The organism is Flavobacterium sp., assembly GCF_017744675.1.
Taxonomy (GTDB): Bacteria; Bacteroidota; Bacteroidia; order Flavobacteriales; family Flavobacteriaceae; genus Flavobacterium.
Genome location: NZ_JAGIAV010000007.1, coordinates 39658 through 59071 on the forward strand (window position 1 = coordinate 39658; position 19414 = coordinate 59071).

Here is a 19414-nt window from a genome sequence, read left to right on the forward strand (position 1 = left end):
CAGCAGAATTACCCTGCCTGATTTTCAAAAAATAGAATGCAGAAAAATCAATCAAAAAAAGAATAATTAATACCAAACAAATGAAAGTAAAGATATTTTTAGCGCATTTTATGATCTTGGGTTTATCTCAGGTTTCAGCGCAGTTTAAGACCACCATTCCGTTGCGGAAAGATGTAGTTCACGGAACTTTAAGCAATGGAATGCAATATTTTATTCTGCATAACGAATGGCCGAAAGAAAGAGCCGATTTTTATTTTGTTCAAAATGTCGGCGCTATTTTAGAAGATGACAATCAAAACGGACTGGCACATTTTCTGGAACACATGGCTTTTAACGGAACAGAGCATTTTAAAGGAAAAGGAATTATTAATATGCTAGCCAAACACGGCGTTACGTTTGGCCGCGATATTAATGCCTACACATCGCACGACGAAACGGTTTACAACATTAGCAATGTGCCGGTTAAAAATCCCGTTTTATTAGATTCGTGTTTGTATGTTTTACACGATTGGTCTGGATTTTTGTCATTAAAAGATGCCGAAATTGATGCCGAAAGAGGCGTAATTCATGAAGAATGGCGCACCAGAAGAAATGCCGATTTAAGAATAGGTTCGCAGCTTGAACCCGTATTGTACAACGGTTCAAAATATGCAAAAAGAGATGTTTTAGGAGATATGGATCTTATAGATCATTTCAAATACAAACAGTTAAGGGATTATTATAAAAAATGGTATTTGCCAAATCATCAGGCTGTAGTAATTGTAGGAGATATTGATCCTGCAAAAATAGAACAGCAGGTAAAAAAAATAATGGGGTCAATTCCGATGCCTTCAAATGCAGCAGAGCGCACGTACGAATCTGTTCCAGACAATGATAAACTATTGTATAAACTGGCAGTAGATAAAGAAGCGCAAAAAACATCAATAACCTTAAACTTCAAAAAGAACAAACCACTTGTTCAGGATCAAAACGAATTTGAAAACGGCATTGCCGAACAATTGGTTTTGCAAATGATGAATAATCGTTTTAGAGAATATATTGTAAACAACGAAACTGCTTTATTATCTGCAGGTGTAAGCCATTCTAGTTTAACCCGTTTATCTTCTTTATTTTCCTTAACTGTTAATCCTAAAAACGGAAGATTGCTAGAAGCTTTCCAGCAGGCTTATACAGAATATGAAAGAGCGATTCAGAATGGTTTTACAAAAGAAGAACTGGAGCGTGTAAAAGAAAATATGCGTACCGGTTATGAAAACCAATTAAAAAACAAAGATAAAATCAGTAATGAAAGCTGGGCTTCGCAATTGCAGCATTACTTTTTAGAAGCTTCCCCTGTAATGAGTTTAGAAGAAGAAGTCGATTTTGTAAAAACGACTTTGAATAAATTAGATATTAATCAGGTTAACAAAAAGTTTGGCGCACTTCCGACGGAGAAAAATCAAATTTTAACCGTTTCTGGGCCAGAAAAAGAAAATGTGACTTACCCAACAGAAACAGATTATACAACCGTAATTAAAAAGGTAAAAGAACAAAAGCTAGAGCCTTACACGGAAACAATTGCCCATGCAGATTTGGTAACAGATAAGCTGACTGCAAAACCAGTTTTTAAAAAATTTGAAATTAAAGGTATTAAAGAAGCGAAAGGATATGTTTTAGAAAACGGTGCCAAGGTCATCATTTACCCAACGACTTTAGCGCAGGATCAAATTCTGTTTTCAGCTTTTAGTCCAGGCGGTATTTCTGTATTGCCCCAGCAAGATTTGGCCTCTTCACAAATTGCAACTGTCTTAGCCAAAAACTCAGGATTAGGAGATTTTAAAGCAACCGATTTGCAGAAACAACTTTCGGGCAAAGCAGTTAAATTGAGTCCGTTTATTGCAGAACATTACGAAGGTTTCAGCGGAAGCGCAGTAAAAAAAGATTTGGAAACGCTTTTGGAACTGACTTATTTATACTTTAAAAATCCAAGATTTGAAACTCAAGCATACAAACGAATCATGGATTATTACAACAATGCGCTTGAAAATGCAAATGAGAACAACAGCAAAATATTCGGCGATACAATTGCTTTATTAGATACCAATCACAGTAAACGGACTTTCCTTTTAAGCAAAGAAAATCTAAACCAGATAAAGTTTGATGATGCTTCCAGAATTTATAAAGAACGTATTTCAAATGCCTCAGATTTTACTTTTGTTTTTGTTGGAAATATTGCTGAAAATGATCTGGAAACCATCAACAAATATTTAGGAAATCTCGAAGGAAACCAAACCCAAGAAAAGTTTAAAGACCATAAAATTGGAACTGGAAAAGGACTTGTTAAAGAAAAATTGGTACGGGAAATGAGTGTTCCAAAAACCAGTATTTATGTCCATTTGGAAAACAGAAATGTGGCATTTTCAGAGAAAAATCAAATCATGGCTTATATGCTTTCGCAGCTGCTGGACAAACGTTATTTAGATAAAATTAGAGAAGATGAAGGAGGCAGTTACGGCGTACAAACGCAGAGTTCGTTATCTAAAAATCCATCTCCGGTTTTTTCTCTTCGCGTAAGCTTCGATTGCAATCCAGACAAAGACATCAAACTGCTTCAAATTGTCTATGAAGAATTGGAAACAATTGTAAAAAATGATGTTTCTGCCAAAGATTTATCAGATATAAAAGAAGATTTAATCAAAAGCAATCAGCAGAATATTAAATCTAACTCCTACTGGATGAACACTATAGTCGATCAGTTAAAAACGGGAGACAAGTTTGTAAGCAGTGAGGAATATGAGAAACTTATTAAAAGTATTTCTGCAAAAGACATTAAAAAATATGCAGGCGAAGTATTGCCAAACGCTGATAAAGTAGAAGTTGTAATGCAGCCTAAAATAAACGTAAGTGCTTCAAAATAGCACTTATTGCTCTAAGAACGGCAATTCTTTACTTTAATTTTAATAGTCTCTGGAAAGAAAAAACTTAATTTTCTTTTAAATTTGAATTAGTAATAAAATTTGTAGACTAAAAAGAGCTGTCTTGCCGGACAGCTCTTTTATTTCAAGCAAATCGATACATGCTAATCCATTATTACTTCACAAACTGTACAATAAAACCACCTTTTGGAGCCATATTGTATTTCCACTTAGCCTCTATTGGATAAGTTTCTACTTTAAAATCCATCAACGGATCTTTACCTTCAGAAATGATTCTGAATTTTGAATAGCCTTTTCCGTATTGAGCCAGATCAATCGAAACTGGTAAGGCGGTGTTAGTACCATTTATTCCGATGATATAAGAAAGATTATCTTTTTTACGTGATAAAACAATTGATTTTCCTGGCTCCGCTACTATAGCTTCAGTTTTATCCCAAGTCGCAGGCATTTCTTTTATTAAAGTTTTAAGTTCATTTGGCAGCGAATTAAATACTTCTTCTGAATCGGCGAAATGAATAATTCCTGAGGTATAAATCATAGCCATTGCCAATTCATGAACTGAGGTATTTAAACGTGTATATTTTCTAAAAGTCAAAGCAAACGGCGTGTAATCTGCTGGACCAGCAACGTTTCTTGTAAAGGGCAATACGGTATTTTGTTCTGCCGCTTTTTCTGGAAATCTTGGTTCGTAGAAATAACTTTCGGTTCCTAAAATAGCTTCTGCCGTTACAAAATTCGGCCATGTTCTGTGCCATCCTCTCGGAACTGTTGTTCCATGTAAGTTTACCAATAAATGTTCTTTTGCAGCGTCTTCAAAAACGCCTTGCAAAGCTGCCATCACTTCTTGTCTGTCTGAACACCAAAAATCAATTTTCACTCCTTTTATTCCCATTTCAGCCAATTCTTTAAATCTCTTTTTTCTTTTTTCTGGATCAAAGTATTCTGCCGAAAATCCCCAAACTAATGGTTGCACTCCTTTCGACAATGCATAATCTACAATCTTTCCTTCCTTGTTTGCTTTTTCCCAGCCAGCATCAAAAAGCGTGTATTTGAAACCAAAGGAAGCCGAAACATCCGTAAATTTATTATACATTTCTGGAGTAAAATCTTCTGGATGCGACCACCACGACCAAGCTGCTTTTCCAGATTGAATCCAAGAAACATCTTTGATTTTAGAGGCTGGAGCCAAATCGGTAATCATCGTAGATAATAAAATATCGCCTGCTTTGTCGCCAATCATAATAACTCTCCAAGGCATTGTCCACGGTTCAGCAGACTCGGGATAAGCATTTCCTTTATCAGCCAATGGCAACGTGAATTTTTCATCATTTTTAGCAAAAGCAATTCTGTAAATTCCGTCTTTAGAATCTGGCGCTAAATGACAGCCCGGAAATGAACCATCTGTACCAGATTCTGCAATTAAAACCCAATTTTTAGCCTCATTCACATTAAAAAGTGACGGCATGCACCAACCCACAGATTCGTTTCGAGCACCGCTTATCGGGTCTCCTGACTTTACATTTACATAAAAATCTTCATAACCAGGCGTATAATCTCCTGCTTTGTTATACGGTTGCAGCCAGCCTTTTGCTTTCTGATCGATATGAAATCCCGTTACTTCATTTTTAAGAATTTTGATTTGATTTGTCTTGTTATCAAACTTATATCTAAAAGCTACGCCTTCTTCTCCTGCAATTAAATCTATCGTCATCAAAGCGCCTTGTTTGTTTTTAAAGGTGATGCTTTTGGTTTTAAAAACATGATCTGCCGTTTTATTATTAGCGACTTTCAGTTCATATTTTTCGCGTTTTTCTTCTATTGGCGAAACTTTTACAACAGATAAACCAGAAGTAAAATCATCATTTTCAAAAGTCAGTCCAAGCGGAGAATCCAAAATAATGGCTTTATCATGACGTGTCACTTTATAAGACAATTGCCCGTCTTCACTTAAAGACAGCGAAATTTGATTGAGATTGTCCTTAGATTTTAGCGAAAGTGAGGTATTTTGCGCGGTACAATTCGTCAGCAGAAAAAATACTGACGGCATCACGACCATTAAAAATCGGTTTACAAACTTTTTTTTCATTATATAAATATTTAAAGGTGATAGTTACATTTTGTTAGCTGCTATATCAAAAGCATAAATAATGGTTTCATCGTAGATTTGACCTGCTCCAAACAGGGTATTAGGAAAATGTTCGTGGTTTGGACTATCAGGATAATATTGGCATTCTAAACAAAGTCCGTCAAAAGATTGGTACAATTTCGAATGCTCGCCAATTACGCTGCTATCCAAATAATCTCCTGTGTAAAGCTGCACTCCCGGATACGAAGTATAAACTCGCATTACTCTTCCTGATTTTTCTTCCATCAATTCGCAGACAGGTTTTTCATCGACTTTACTTCTATCAAAAATATAATAGAGATTTAGCCCTTTGTTCTGCATTATAGCAGCGAGTTTATCATTCAGAAACAAATGTTCATCAGCTAATATTATTTTTCCTGTCGGAATATAATCGGCCGTACTTTCCAGGATTTTTGATCCCTGAATAGTTAATTTATGATTGTGGATTTTGTCTTTGCAGGCAGATAAATTGAAATACGAATGATTGGTAAAATTCAGCGGCGTCAATTCGCTGGCTTCCGCCAAAAACTGAATTTTCAGTTCGTTTTGATCGGTCCATTTGTAGATTACTTTTAGATCTACATCGCCTGGAAAACCACCTTCCCCACTCCTGCTTTCAAGTGAAAAAATCACAGCATCTTCTTCTATCTTAAAATCGAATACTTTAGAATTAAATCCTGCCAAACCGCTGTGATTGTTATTCTTTCCGTCGTTTTTATCCAGATAATAGGTTTTATTTCGAATAGAAAACGAAGCATTATCTATTCGGTTGGCAAAACGTCCGACAGTCGCCCCAATATAAGCCTTGTCTTCTACGTACCCTTCTAAAGTAGGAAAACCTAAAACCACATTTTCTTTCTTTCCGTTTTTATCCGGCATCATTATGGATTTTACTATGGCACCATAATTTAAAAGCTCTACATAATTTCCTTGGCTGTTTGTAATTGTAAATTTGAAAATTTCCTGCTCTGCATGCCAGCCAAAAGACTCGTATGCAATTATATTGGTAGAATTCATATTGGTTTAAAAAAGGCTAGAAAAGTTTTAAGTTAGATTAGAATTTCAAATTTACTTTTGATAATTGTGCTTAAAATGGACATTTTTTTTGAAAGCATGGATTAAATTATGATATTTGAAAAACAAGATTCTGGAAAATGAAAAACGCATCGCAGAAGGAAAAAATAAAAGTCAAAGAAGGTTTTTTAGGACAGCGCATGATTGTGATTCCTAAAAACATACTTTCTAACATCAAAAAGAATCCGCTAATTTCTGGTTTGTATTTTACCGATATTGGTGTTTTTCCTAATGCCAGCCATCATTCCATGAAACGAAAACACGGAAGCAAACAGTACATTCTGATTTATTGTTATAAAGGAGAAGGCATTATCAGCAGAGAAAACAAAACCATTACCCTCAAAGCCAATACCTTTTATATTATTCCACCAGAAGTTGCACATGATTATTACGCTTTAAAGCAAAATCCGTGGAGTATTTATTGGATTCATTTTACTGGATCTCAGGCATCTTATTTTTACGAAAAATTCATAACAGAATATCCAGATTCAGCACCGCAGTTATCTCTTGAAGAAAGGCGTATTGAATTATTTGACAACATATTAGACGTTATGGAAGACGGCTACAGCTCCAGTAATCTCGAATTTGCAAATCTTTCGTTATGGCAGTTATTGAATACCTTTCTATATGAGAAATTTTTCATTCAAAAAAACCGAAAATTTTCAGAGGATAATACTATTGAGTCGGCTATTGATTATATGAAAAAGCATCTCGAACTTTCGTTAAAAATAAACGATGTTGCTGCTTATTTCAATTATTCCTCCTCGCATTTTTTCACCTTATTTAAGAAACAGACAGGTTATTCTCCTATACATTATTTCAATTATCTAAAAATGCAGAAAGCCTGCCAATACCTTAGTTTTACTACTATGAGCATCAAAGAAATCAGTTTTAATTTAGGTTTCAATGATCCGTTATATTTCTCCCGTTTATTCAAGAAAATAATGAGTACCTCTCCCATTCAATACCGAACAGAATACAAGCAGTAACGCAATTGTTTTCGCATTTTAAAACAGCGCATCAAAAAATCAGATTATAATCCATCTATTCAAAAAAAATATCCATAAATCAAAGGTTGCTCTTCCGCTAATTTTACAAAAGCTATTAAAACCTTTTTATGAAAAATTACAATTATACCTTTTTACTATCAATTAGTCTGGTTGCAGCATTGGGTGGTTTACTCTTTGGTTACGACTGGGTTGTTATTGGCGGAGCAAAACCATTTTACGAAATTTACTTTGGCATTTCAGATTCTCCAGCACTTCAAGGCTGGGCAATGAGCAGTGCTCTTGTTGGCTGTGTGGCGGGTGCGGCTGTTGCAGGAAAACTGGCCGACACTTACGGAAGACGTCCTCTGTTGATCGCCGCTGCCGTATTATTCTCCTTATCGGCAATTGGAACAGGAGCTTCAGAAACGTTCAATATCTTTATTATCTGGCGTATTATCGGAGGAATCGGAATTGGAGTCGCCTCTACTATTTCGCCTTTATACATTGCCGAAATCGCTCCTCAAGAAACCCGAGGACTTTTTGTATCTATAAACCAGCTTACCGTAGTTATTGGAATTCTTGCCGCGCAGATTACTAATATGCTAATTACAGAAGTGATTCCGACTGGTTATTCTCATGAACAAATCCTAGCTTCCTGGAACGGACAAACTGGATGGCGATGGATGTTTTGGGCAGGATTTTTTCCTGCAGTGCTTTTCTTTTTATTAATGTTCCTAATTCCGGAAAGTCCGAGATATTTGGCTAAAAAAGACAATCAAAATTCGGCAGAAGATACTCTTGCCAAGATTGGAGGAATTGATTATGCTAAACAAGAACTTTCAAAAATTAGAGAAACTTTTACACACGAAAGCGAAAAAACCGATTTCAAAATATTATTCGACAAAAAAGCATTTTCAATTTTAATTATCGGAATTGTATTGGCTGCTTTCCAGCAATGGTGCGGCATTAATATCATTTTCAATTATGCTCAGGAAATCTTTGTTTCGGCTGGTTACAGCATCAACGATTTGTTTATGAATATTGTCATAACAGGAAGCATTAACTTGGTTTTCACTCTGGTTGCTATGGGAACTGTAGACAAACTAGGGCGTAAAAAACTAATGTTGTTTGGCTCGGGAGCACTTGCCGTAATCTACGCTTTACTAGGCTACTTTTATTATACCAATGTTACTGGTTTCCCATTATTGCTATTGGTGTTATTGGCGATTGCTATTTACGCAATGTCCCTGGCTCCTATTACTTGGGTTATTTTATCTGAAATTTTCCCTAACCGAATTAGAGGTGTAGCGATGTCTATTGCCACTTTTGCACTCTGGATTGCTTCTGCATTACTAGTGCAGACCTTTCCAATTTTCAACAACTATCTGGGCACATCAGGCACTTTCTGGCTGTATGGAATCATCTGTGCCTTAGGGTTTTTATTTGTATTCAGAAAACTTCCTGAAACAAAAAACAAAAGTCTTGAAGAGATTGAGGAGCTTATGGCTTCTGATCAATCAAAACATATTCAATAATTTAAATTTCATTACATCATGCAAAAAGTAAATGTTTGGAAGGAAAAAATTATCCTGCCAACTTATGAGGTGGGCAAACCTGAAAAAAATCCTGTATTTATTGAGAAAAGAGTGTATCAGGGAAGTAACGGATCGGTATATCCTTATCCAGTTATTGAGAAAATAGCGGATGAAAAAACCGACAAAGAATATCAAGCCGTATATCTTGAAAATGAGTTCATTAAAATAATGATTCTGCCTGAACTTGGCGGAAGAGTTCATATGGCTTATGATAAAACCAAGAACCGCCATTTTGTTTACTACAATCAGGTTGTAAAACCGGCTTTGGTAGGACTTACAGGTCCGTGGATTTCGGGTGGAATCGAATTTAACTGGCCTCAGCACCACAGACCTACTACTTTTGATCCTGTAGATTTTACAATTGAAGAACATGAAGACGGAAGCGCAACAGTTTGGTGCAGTGAAGTCGAGCGTATGTTTAGAACCAAAGGAATGGCCGGTTTCAGACTATATCCTGATAAAGCGTATCTAGAAATTAAAGCACAGTTATACAACAGGACTTCGTTTCCGCAAACTTTTTTATGGTGGGCAAATCCCGCTGTGAAAGTAAATGATGATTATCAGTCTGTTTTTCCGCCTGATGTAAATGCTGTTTTTGATCACGGAAAACGCGATGTTTCTTCTTTCCCGATTGCAAAAGGAACCTATTACAAAGTCGATTATTCGCCTGGAACAGATATTTCCCGTTATAAAAACATTCCGGTTCCGACTTCCTATATGGCTATTGCTTCCAAATATAATTTTGTGGGCGGATACGAAAATGATTCCAAAGGCGGATTACTGCACGTTGCCAATCATCATGTTTCTCCTGGAAAAAAACAATGGACTTGGGGACACGGCGATTTCGGGCGCGCGTGGGATCGCAACCTTACGGATGAAGATGGTCCGTATATCGAATTAATGTGCGGTGTTTACACAGATAACCAGCCTGATTTTACTTGGATTATGCCAGGCGAGCAAAAAGATTTTACGCAGTATTTTATGCCATATCGTGATTTGGGAGTAGTGAAAAATGCAACCAAAAATGCGATGGTCAATTTAGAAAACATCGGTGATAAATTAGTTATCAAAGCATATACAACTGGAGTTTATCCGAAAACGACTGTTACTTTAAAAAATAATGGTGCCGTTTTATTCCAAAAGCAATATGATGCATCGCCATACAATTCTTTTGAAGAAACAATTGATTTCAACACCTCATCAGGTTTAGAAGGCTTGTCAATCAGTGTAACAGATGCAGACAACAAAATTTTAGTAGATTGGAATTACGAAGCTCAAAACGAAGATGAAATTCCAGAAGCGGCAAAACCTGCACTCGCGCCTCAGGATATCGAAAATAACGAACAATTATTCCTGACAGCACAGCATTTAGAGCAATACAGACACGCGACTTATAGTCCGATTCCGTATTACAAAGAAGCGCTTAAACGTGATTCTGGCGATGTTCGCGCCAATAATGCGATGGGATTATGGCTGATGCGCCGAGCTAAATTTGCAGAAAGCGAACCGTATTTTAGAGCCGCTATTAAAACGCTGACACAGCGAAATCCAAATCCGTATGATGGCAAGGCGTATTTCAATTTAGGACTGTCGCTTAAATATCAGAATAAAAATGAAGAAGCTTACGATGCTTTTTACAAATCAACCTGGAATGCGGCGTTGCAAAATCAGGGCTATTTTTATGTGGCGCAGCTTGATGCTTTAAAAGGTGATTTTGATTCGGCTTTAATTCATATTAAAAAAGCGATTTCTAAAAATACAGAAGATCATAAAGCCTTGCATCTGAAGGTAGCTTTCCTTAGAAAATTAAATCAAAAAGAAAAAGCGCTGCAACTTGCTAATGCTTATCTAGAAAATGATTCTTTCAATTTCGGATTGCTTTTCGAAAAGTATCTTTTAAGTAATGATAGACAAGATTTAGTGTATTTAAATGCACTTATCCGAAACAATATTCATACGTATATCGAATATGCTTTAGATTACAATGCTGCAGGTTTGTATCAAGAAGCTTCTGCCTTATTAAATGAAGGTTTGAAAGATGAAAACACCTACCCGATGGCTTGGTATTTTGCGGGTTCATTTTATGAAAAATTGCATGATTTCGGTCAAGCCGAAAAGTGTTTCAAAATGGCTTCTCAGGCAAAACCTGATTATTGTTTCCCAAATCAGATTGAAGCTGCTTTGGTGCTTTCAGAAGTTATTCAGAAGCAGACTAACGATGCAAAAGCGTTGTATTATTTAGGAAACTTCTGGTATGCGTCAAAATTTTATGAAGATGCGATTTCGTGTTGGGAAAAATCGGTTTCAATTGATGATAGCTTCCCAACTGTACACCGTAATCTTTCATTGGCTTATTATAACAAATTAAACGACGAGCAAAAAGCATTGGCAAGTCTTGAAAAAGCCTTTTCATTGGATTTGGAAGACGCTCGAATTCTAATGGAATTAGATCAGTTGTACAAACGTTTGAACAGAGATTTGGTTTTCAGACTGGCTTTCTTAGAAAAACATTTAGAGTTGGTTATTCAAAGAGATGATGTCTATTTGGAAAGAGTTGCTTTGTACAATCTTTTAGGAAAACACGATAAAGCACTTACGTTATTACAAAATCGAATTTTCCATCCTTGGGAAGGCGGCGAAGGAAAAGTAAGCGGCCAATATTTGATTTCTTTAACTGAAATTGCCAAACAGGAAATTACACAAGGAAATTACGATAAAGCCATAACACTTTTAGAACAAGCACAAATTTATCCTGACAATTTAGGCGAAGGAAAACTGCCAGGCGCACAAGAAAATGATATTCATTACTGGCTTGGTGTGGCTTATGAAAAGAAAAACGATCTGGAACAGGCTCATAATTGGTGGAAAAAAGCGACACAAGGTTTAGAAGAACCAACGGCAGCTATTTTTTACAATGACCAACAGCCGGATAAAATTTTCTATCAAGGATTGTCTTTCCTAAAATTAAATGATTTTGCTGAAGCGAATAAACGTTTTGAAAAGCTTGTTGCTTACGCTAAGAAACACGTAAACGATCATGTGACGATTGATTATTTTGCAGTTTCGCTTCCTGATCTTATGATTTGGGAAGATGATCTGGACAAACGAAACAAAATTCACTGTTTGTATATGCAGGGATTAGGACTTTTAGGTCTTGATAAAAAAACAGAAGCCGAAGAAACTTTTAAGGCTGTTCTTGAGGAAGAAAAAAGCCATTCAGGCGTTACGATACATCTGTCTTTGTTAAAAAATGAAGAATCCGTTTTTGTTTAAGTAGTATTAGTAATTTAAGTAGTAGACCCGACAGCCTTAAAAGATTGTCGGGTCTTGTTTTTTTTAGGCAAATAGCAACAGATTTATTTCAATTCCAGCTTCAGCTGGAGGTTTAAAAGAATCTATTAAGATTGGGCTTTAGCCAAAATAATAATATTTGGCTAAAGCCTATTTCAATCTAATTTCTATAACCTCCAGCTAAATCTGGAGGCAATTGATTTAGAATCTGACTTAATTTTATTGATAATAATATATTATTGAATAATAAAAATTACAATTTAGAAGAAGTAATTTCTTTTAGTTCTCCATTCACTTTAATTTTTACTTTTTCAGATGATGGCGATAGTATTTCATACTGTATTACTTTACCATTTTTCCATTTCATGTTTATGGTAAAATTACCTTCTGCTTTTAATCCTTTCACTTCGCCTTCTTTTAACCAAGCATCTGGCATTGCAGGCAATAATTCTATAAATCCAGCGTGGCTTTGTATCAGCATTTCACCAATTCCTGCTGTGGCTCCAAAGTTTCCATCAATTTGAAAAGGCGGACCGGCAGAAAGTAAGTTTGCATACACACCACCTCCAGGACCATAATTAATATTGGTATCATGTGTTTGTCTAAGTATTGTCTTAAATAATTTATAAGCTCTGTTTCCATCTTTTAAACGAGCCCAAAATAGCATTTTGTATGCAATTGACCAGCTTGTTCCATCATCTCCTCTTACTTCAAGCGTTTTTTTAATTGCGTCTACAAGTTCAGGTTTGTTTTCTGGAGTAATCAAAGATCCTGGATATAATCCATACAAATGAGAAATATGACGGTGCTGAGGATCTTCTTCTTTATAATCTTTTAACCATTCCATGATTCTTCCGTCAGGGCTAACAACTCCTGGTGGCGGTAATAATTTTAGCTGTTTCTCTAGTTCAGCGCTCAAATCATTATCCAATCCAAGTTTTTTTGACGCGATTATAACATTATTAAATAATTCGCGAATAATCTGATTGTCGATTGTAGGTCCCATACAAACATGAGACGCATCTCCATTTGGAAGCAAAAATGAATTTTCTGGAGATACAGATGGTGAAGTTACCAACCACCCTGTTTCTGGATCTTTTACCAGCATGCTTTTATAAAATTGTGCTGCTCCTTTTAAAACTGGATAAATTTCTGCCAAATAAGCTTGGTCGTTTGTGTAGAGATAATGACTCCATAAATTATTACACAACCATCCTGATCCTGATTTTGTGATTCCCCAAGAAGCACTTTCTCCTGGTTCTGTAAAGCCCCATACATTGGTAATTACGTGTGCTACCCAACCATCAGCATTGTAATAGGCTTTGGCTGTTTTTTCTCCATTCGGCACAATCGCTTTAGTCAAATCTTTTAAAGGAAGAATTAATTCTGATAAATTGGCTGTTTCTAATGCCCAATGATTCATCTGAACATTTACATCCAAATGATAATCTGAGTTCCAAGGCGTTTGTACGTCTTTCGCCCATAATCCCTGTAAGTTTGGCGGCAGCAATCCTAATCTGGTGCTGCTTATGCTCAAATAACGCCCGTATTGGTAAAATAAAACCGGAAGCGCTGTATCTGAATCTGACTGCTTAATAAAAGCATCTAAACGCTCGTTTGTAGGCAATGTTTTTTGCGCTGGTTTTCCTAAATTCAAAGTCACACGATTGAACAACTTTTGGTAATTCTCAATATGCTTTTTCTTCTGATCCTGATATTTCTTCTGCATTGCTGCTTCTAAAATTTTATCTACCGAAGATTCGAAGTTTTTATCTTTATAATCTGTTCCCGCAGAAATTAATAAAACTACTTCTGTTGCATTTTTTATTTCAATTGCACTATTAGCATAGACTGCATTTCCATCTGTTGTTTGGGCTTTTACCTTTACTTCATACTTCATTCCTTTTCCATCAGTTCCGTTATTCAACTGACCGGTCATTACTAGCGAATTATCAGTGCCATTCTCTGTTTTAAAACGCTCTGGTCTTCTCAGCTGAACAGTAAAATTCAGCTTCCCTTTTTTACTTGAGGTCAGTCTTATAAAAGAAGCATCATCACCAAATCCTGTAAAATATTCACGTTTGTAGGTTACACCGTCGATCGTAAATTGAGTTGCTGCTACCGCAGTCTGGAGGTCTAAATTTCTAGTATAATTTTGAGCTTTTGATTTGGTTTTGTAATCAAAATTCAATGTCATATCTCCCAAAACCTGATAGGCACCAAATGGCACATCGGCTCCATTTCCGCTTCCAGAACCTGCTCCTTTACAGATAAAATTCTCATCAATTAATTTTTGAGCTTCTTTATTTTTATTCGCTAATAACAATTCTCTAATTTGAGGCAAAAAACTGTAGGCTTTATAATTATTGGCATCTTGCGGAGATCCGCTCCATAAAGTAATTTCGTTTAGAACTAATTTCTCGGTTGCAATTCCGCCATCAGGCATAAGACCTAATCTGCCATTTCCTAAAGGCAGTGTTTCTTCCCATTGAGCTGCTGGTTTGGTATACCATAACTCTAACGGATTACTTTGCGAATAGCCTAATAATGGCAATAGTATAAAAAGTAGTGCTTTAATTTGTTTGATATTCATAATTGTTTGTTGTTTTTAGCCACTCCCGATAGCTATCGGGATAAAAGGATTACAATGATTTTTTATCTGTGGCAAATTATATTTATTCTTTAAAGTAAACCTAACAGGTTTTTAAAACCTATTAGGTTTGTTTCGAAAAAATCGATTATTTATTATATGGAGTCACTTTTATTACTGGTTTTTCTCCGTTTTTGACAGCCGATTCCTCAAACTCAATTGTAACTTCTTTGCTTTCTCCTTTTAGTAAAGTAAAATAGCTGTCGGATGCAATTGCAGGTAATATCTGAGTTCCTGATTTGTCATTTAAAGCTTGCATCTGAATTCCGAATGCAATTCCTGACGGACTTGAAACTTTAGCTTTTATCCTATATTTTCCGTTTTGTTTTACGACTTTTGAAGTCACATTTACGTTGGCTTTTGGCAGTTTGTTTAATGCTGTAAAGTCTTTCATATTGGTTCCTCTCCAATAAAAATTCTCGCTGATTAGTTTATTCTGCGTATCTTTTAGCTTTAAGCGAATAAAATGCACCGGACTTAAATCTGAAGTATCGGTATTGTTTTCTGCTCCAAAAACTTGAAAATCGTATAAAGAATATCCCCAACCAGAACCTCGTTTTATACCTAACATTCGAACGTAACGTCCTTTTACTTCGTCAAATGCTATATTTTGAAGCCCTTGTTTTCCGTCTTTTATTACACTTGCATCTGTCCAGTTTTTTGCATCTGAACTGATTTGGATTTTATATTCTTTTCCGAAAGCATTTTCCCAATTTAAAGTTACGCGATTGATCACATATTCATTTTCAAGATCTACGTAAATCCATTCGTCATCTGTTGAATTACTTGCCCATCTGGTATTAGAATCGCCGTCTGTAATATCTTTTACATTTCCTCCGTCTGTCGAAGATGCCGTAACATTCTTTTGAAAAGCCAAATCTTTCTGATTCGAGTAAAACGGAATAACAAAACTTTCTGTTGCGGTATTCGAATATGCATCTACAACTGCATTTTGTTTGAACTTATTTACTGGTTTTCCATCTAAATTATAAACAACAGCTTCTGCATTTAGGTTTTTAAAATCGGTTCCTGTGGCATTAATCACTTTAACCGAATTGTTCACAGGATTCCATTGAATGTGCAAAGGTTCACAAGCCGATTTTACGCCCCAATAGGCTCCTGTTAAATCATAATAATAATCGTAAGTCTGCCAAACCATACTTGGATAAGACGACTGGCTCATCCAGATCATGATTCCCGAAGCGTCTTCCCACATGTGGTCCAGCCAGCCTTCGTACATGGCTTTGTTGGTTTCAATGTTTAATAATTGGGCTTTTGTTGTGTATTCTTCGAGATTATTTGGTTTACCGTAACGTTCGGTTATGCTTTTGTCGTAATTGTCTGGAGCAGCGTTGAATGCTTTTTGCCCAAAGAAATGTTTGTCCCACATCTCATTTCTTGGCCACCAATCTTTTTCAGGAATAAATTTCTTAAAGCTTTCGATGTTAGGAAAAACAGCTGTTCCAATTTCAGAACGCAGTCCCCAGCTTGGCCCATCGCCTGTGCCTTGATAAGGTTCTGGATATTTTGTAAAATAAAATCTTGGATCTTTATTTCCCCAAAGCCCGCTTCCGCTTAAATTTCCTGTGTTGGAACATGGCTGATAATAACGATCATTATTGTCGAATGTTTTGATGTTTTCGGCAATCCAACCGTTTAATGGAGGCTGTGGAAGACCTTCGTTATTTCCGCACCAAAGTGCAATACTGGCGTGGTTTCTAACGCGTTTTATTTTCTCGATTACATTACTGTTGAAAACATGAATATCTAATGGCAGATTTGGATTGGCATTTAACCAAAAATCGTCCCAAACCATAATACCGTATTTATCGCAGGCTTGATAAAATTCGTCGTCTGTAGTTGAACCTAACCAGTTGCGAATGATATTGTAATTCATCTCTTTATGAAGCCTAACCTTCAAATCGTATTCTTCGCCTCTGCATCGCAGCATGTATTCGCTCATTCCCCAATTTCCTCCTTTTAAGAAAACACGTTTTCCGTTAATGGAAATATGGAGCACGCCACCTTCTGTATCGTAAGTATATTTTTTAATTCCAAAAGTTATTTTCTGGCTATCAGAAACGACATTGCCAACTTTAAATGTAAACTCACAAGTATATAAATTAGGATCGCCATAACCATTTGGCCACCATAATTTAGGGTTTTGAATAGACAGTTCTGGAAACTGCTCTTTAGTCAATTTTACATTTGTGATTCCGTCAGCATCAAGGCTGATTTTTTTAGAGAAAGTGATATTTCCTGGCATGATAACTCCCGTAAGTACACCTTCCTGATTTTGTGCTGATGAATTTTTAAGATCTACTTTTACTTCAAGATCGGCACGGGCGTTTGTTGGCAAACTGGTATGAACCCACGGATCTGCAATCGTTACTTTATCGGTGTTGCTTAAGAAAACATCATCTGTAATTCCTGAATTTAATCCCGGAACGTACGGCATCCAATCCCAACCGGCACTTGAAATATACGTTGGGCTTCCGTAATTGTTTAAAGGCTGTTTCGGAATGCTTACCAGAATATTTAATACGTTTTTTGCTTTGCGATGCACCAATTTTGTAATATCAAATTTTCCGCGCTGCATCATACCGCTTAAAACTGCGATTTTTTTTCCGTTAAGGTAAATTTCCCCTTCGCGATTTATTCCTTCAAAGTTGAGCCAGATTATTTCTTTAGTGAAGTTTTCGGGAATGGTAAATTCTGTTCGATACCAGAAACTGCGGTCGTATTTCGATTTGTCGACTTGATAAATATTATCGCCGAAATTGGGATCTTTTTCTAATCCGCTTACAACATAGGAATTAAAAACTGTTCCCGGAACAACCGCTTTTACCCAGTCGGCGTCTGAATAATTTGAAGTAAATATTTTACTGCTGTCTTTTCCGATTTCTGCTTGGGGTTTTAGTTTCCAAGTAATATCAGAAGAATTTAAGCCTACTCTATTTTGAGCATAAAAATTGAACGATAAGGCGTTTAAAACAAATAAATAGAGATAAAACTGAATAGTATAGAATTTCATACTGTTATTTGAATGATTATAAAATTGTAATTTATTAAAATAAGAATGCCATTTTGGGCTCAGTTTCTAACAGAAAAGCTCAGTACTGTTACTACACCTATACCCAAAATGGCATTACAAATCAAAACTGTGACATTAACCAAATCACATGACCAAAAAATAAAAAATTACTATTAAACTTTTTTAGATATTAATATCCAGGATTTTGATCCTCTGGACCAATCTCATCATTAAGCTTAATCTCTCCGATAGGAATAGGATAGCGGCTATGAAATGCTGCAATGGTACCGTTTTGTTTGGCCCATTTGTTACGAGCGCCTACTAACTCTACCAATTTTCCTGTACGAATAAGATCCATTCTTCTCCAGCCTTCAAAAGCTAATTCACGCATACGTTCGTCAAGAATCTGAATTCTAAACTGCGTTTGAGAAAGACCACTCCATTTCATTGCGTCAGGTAATGTTCCTCCAAAGGCTCTTGTACGAACTTGGTTCACATATCCTTCAGCTTCTGTTGTGCTTCCTAATTCATTTAAACATTCTGCGTAATTAAGCAATACGTCAGAGTATCTGATATAGGCTTTATTTTTTCCTGAATTCCAAAACGATTGTTTTCCATCTACACGAATATCTTCATATTTTTTAATGTGCGGATCTAGCTCATCGCCTCCTAAACCAGCAGGAAGGGTTGGGGTAATTCCTTTGTATGTAAAATCGTAACGGATACTTGCTGCTTTACGCACATCTCCCGCTTCCCATAATCCACCAGCCGTTTTATCTTTATAACAATACTGCGTAGGAAGTATAAGGTCATAACCTCCAAAATAAGCATACTGGTCTATATTTGCCAGAACTCTTGAACCTGTCTGCCATTGTATCTGGTTGTTGTCTGGCCAGTTATTATTATACTGCCATTCGTATAAAGATTCTGGAGAATTAGCATGATCTGGACTAAAAACATCTGCGTAATTAGGTAGCAAACTGTACTTTCCAGATTTTATAACGGCTTCAAACCATTGTTTTGCTTTTGTATAATCACGGTATCCTGATGCTTCTGGAGCATATAGATATACTTTTCCTAAAAGTGCTTGAGCGACACCCTTTGCAGGAAATGCAGGATTGCTTTGTGTTACAGGAAGTTTTTCTACTGCTCTTTCCAAATCGGCAACGATATACGAATAAACCAAAGGAAGTGGCTGACGTTTTAAACCAAATTCTGCCGATTTTGCTTTATCATTAATCGGTATTTCTCCCCAATATTGTGTAAGCTCAAACATTAATGTTGCTCTTAAAAAGCTGGCTTCACCCATTAAAAGATCACGTTTGGCACTATCATCTTCCGTATTAATGCCTAGTGCTCTAATAGATTGAGCGGCCACTTCAATTACTGGCCATCTGTCATTCCATAATTGTCCAATTGCCTGATTCTCCTGACTTAGAAAACCGTTGTACAAATCAAGTCCTGCCTGATTTGCATCTCCAGTTACCTGCAAAGCTCCCTGCTGTGCTTCGTCTGTACCCAGAGAAGTATAAAGCCCTGCACGGTCTTTTTGCATATTTCTCCAATTGGTAATAGCTCCCAAAAGAACAGGTTCTATTTTTCCTAAACTGCCATAGGCTTGAGCAGCTGTAAGTGAGCTTTTAGGCTCTTCATCCAAAAAATCTGAAGAGCAGGATCCTGATAATATAGCTAGGGCCACAAAGGCTATAATTTTTGCTTTCATAAAAATAATTTTTAAAAT

Annotated in this window: 9 protein-coding genes; 4 read left to right on the plus strand and 5 right to left on the minus strand. The window is 36.3% G+C overall.

Annotated features, from left to right (window positions below; genetic code table 11):
• Window positions 1-80: 80 nt before the first annotated feature.
• A complete protein-coding gene (locus J7574_RS20620) occupies window positions 81-2897 on the plus strand; it encodes a pitrilysin family protein (protein ID WP_290973273.1) in 2817 nt (938 codons plus the stop codon).
• A gap of 172 nt (window positions 2898-3069) precedes the next feature.
• Here J7574_RS20620 and J7574_RS20625 read toward each other — a convergent pair whose 3' ends face one another.
• Complete coding sequence (locus J7574_RS20625) at window positions 3070-5001, minus strand: glycoside hydrolase family 97 protein (RefSeq protein ID WP_290973276.1); 1932 nt, start codon at window positions 4999-5001, stop codon at window positions 3070-3072.
• A 24-nt stretch (window positions 5002-5025) separates the two neighbouring features.
• The gene (locus J7574_RS20630; RefSeq protein WP_290973279.1) at window positions 5026-6057 is read right to left on the minus strand and encodes an aldose epimerase family protein; all 1032 of its coding nucleotides are present in this window, start codon (window positions 6055-6057) and stop codon (window positions 5026-5028) included.
• Between the two features lie 137 nt (window positions 6058-6194).
• On the opposite strand from J7574_RS20630, the gene J7574_RS20635 reads away from it, so the two are divergent.
• The 3 genes from J7574_RS20635 (at window position 6195) to J7574_RS20645 (ending at window position 11971) form a co-directional block, all read left to right on the plus strand.
• Window positions 6195-7103, plus strand: coding sequence for an AraC family transcriptional regulator (locus J7574_RS20635; protein WP_290973282.1), 909 nt, complete (start codon window positions 6195-6197; stop codon window positions 7101-7103).
• A 128-nt stretch (window positions 7104-7231) separates the two neighbouring features.
• Window positions 7232-8638 carry a sugar porter family MFS transporter gene (locus J7574_RS20640; protein WP_290973285.1) on the plus strand — a complete coding sequence of 469 codons (1407 nt, stop codon included), beginning with the start codon at window positions 7232-7234 and terminating at the stop codon, window positions 8636-8638.
• Between the two features lie 18 nt (window positions 8639-8656).
• Window positions 8657-11971 carry a DUF5107 domain-containing protein gene (locus J7574_RS20645; RefSeq protein WP_290973288.1) on the plus strand — a complete coding sequence of 1105 codons (3315 nt, stop codon included), beginning with the start codon at window positions 8657-8659 and terminating at the stop codon, window positions 11969-11971.
• 271 nt (window positions 11972-12242) lie between these two features.
• Here J7574_RS20645 and J7574_RS20650 read toward each other — a convergent pair whose 3' ends face one another.
• The 3 genes from J7574_RS20650 to J7574_RS20660 all read right to left on the minus strand — a co-directional run bounded on the left by J7574_RS20650 (window position 12243) and on the right by J7574_RS20660 (window position 19396).
• Window positions 12243-14582, minus strand: coding sequence for a glycoside hydrolase family 95 protein (locus J7574_RS20650; protein ID WP_290973291.1), 2340 nt, complete (start codon window positions 14580-14582; stop codon window positions 12243-12245).
• A gap of 145 nt (window positions 14583-14727) precedes the next feature.
• A complete protein-coding gene (locus J7574_RS20655; protein ID WP_290973294.1) occupies window positions 14728-17673 on the minus strand; it encodes a discoidin domain-containing protein in 2946 nt (981 codons plus the stop codon).
• A 190-nt stretch (window positions 17674-17863) separates the two neighbouring features.
• Window positions 17864-19396: a RagB/SusD family nutrient uptake outer membrane protein gene (locus J7574_RS20660; protein WP_290973296.1), complete on the minus strand. Its 1533-nt coding sequence runs from the start codon at window positions 19394-19396 to the stop codon at window positions 17864-17866.
• Window positions 19397-19414: the final 18 nt, after the last annotated feature.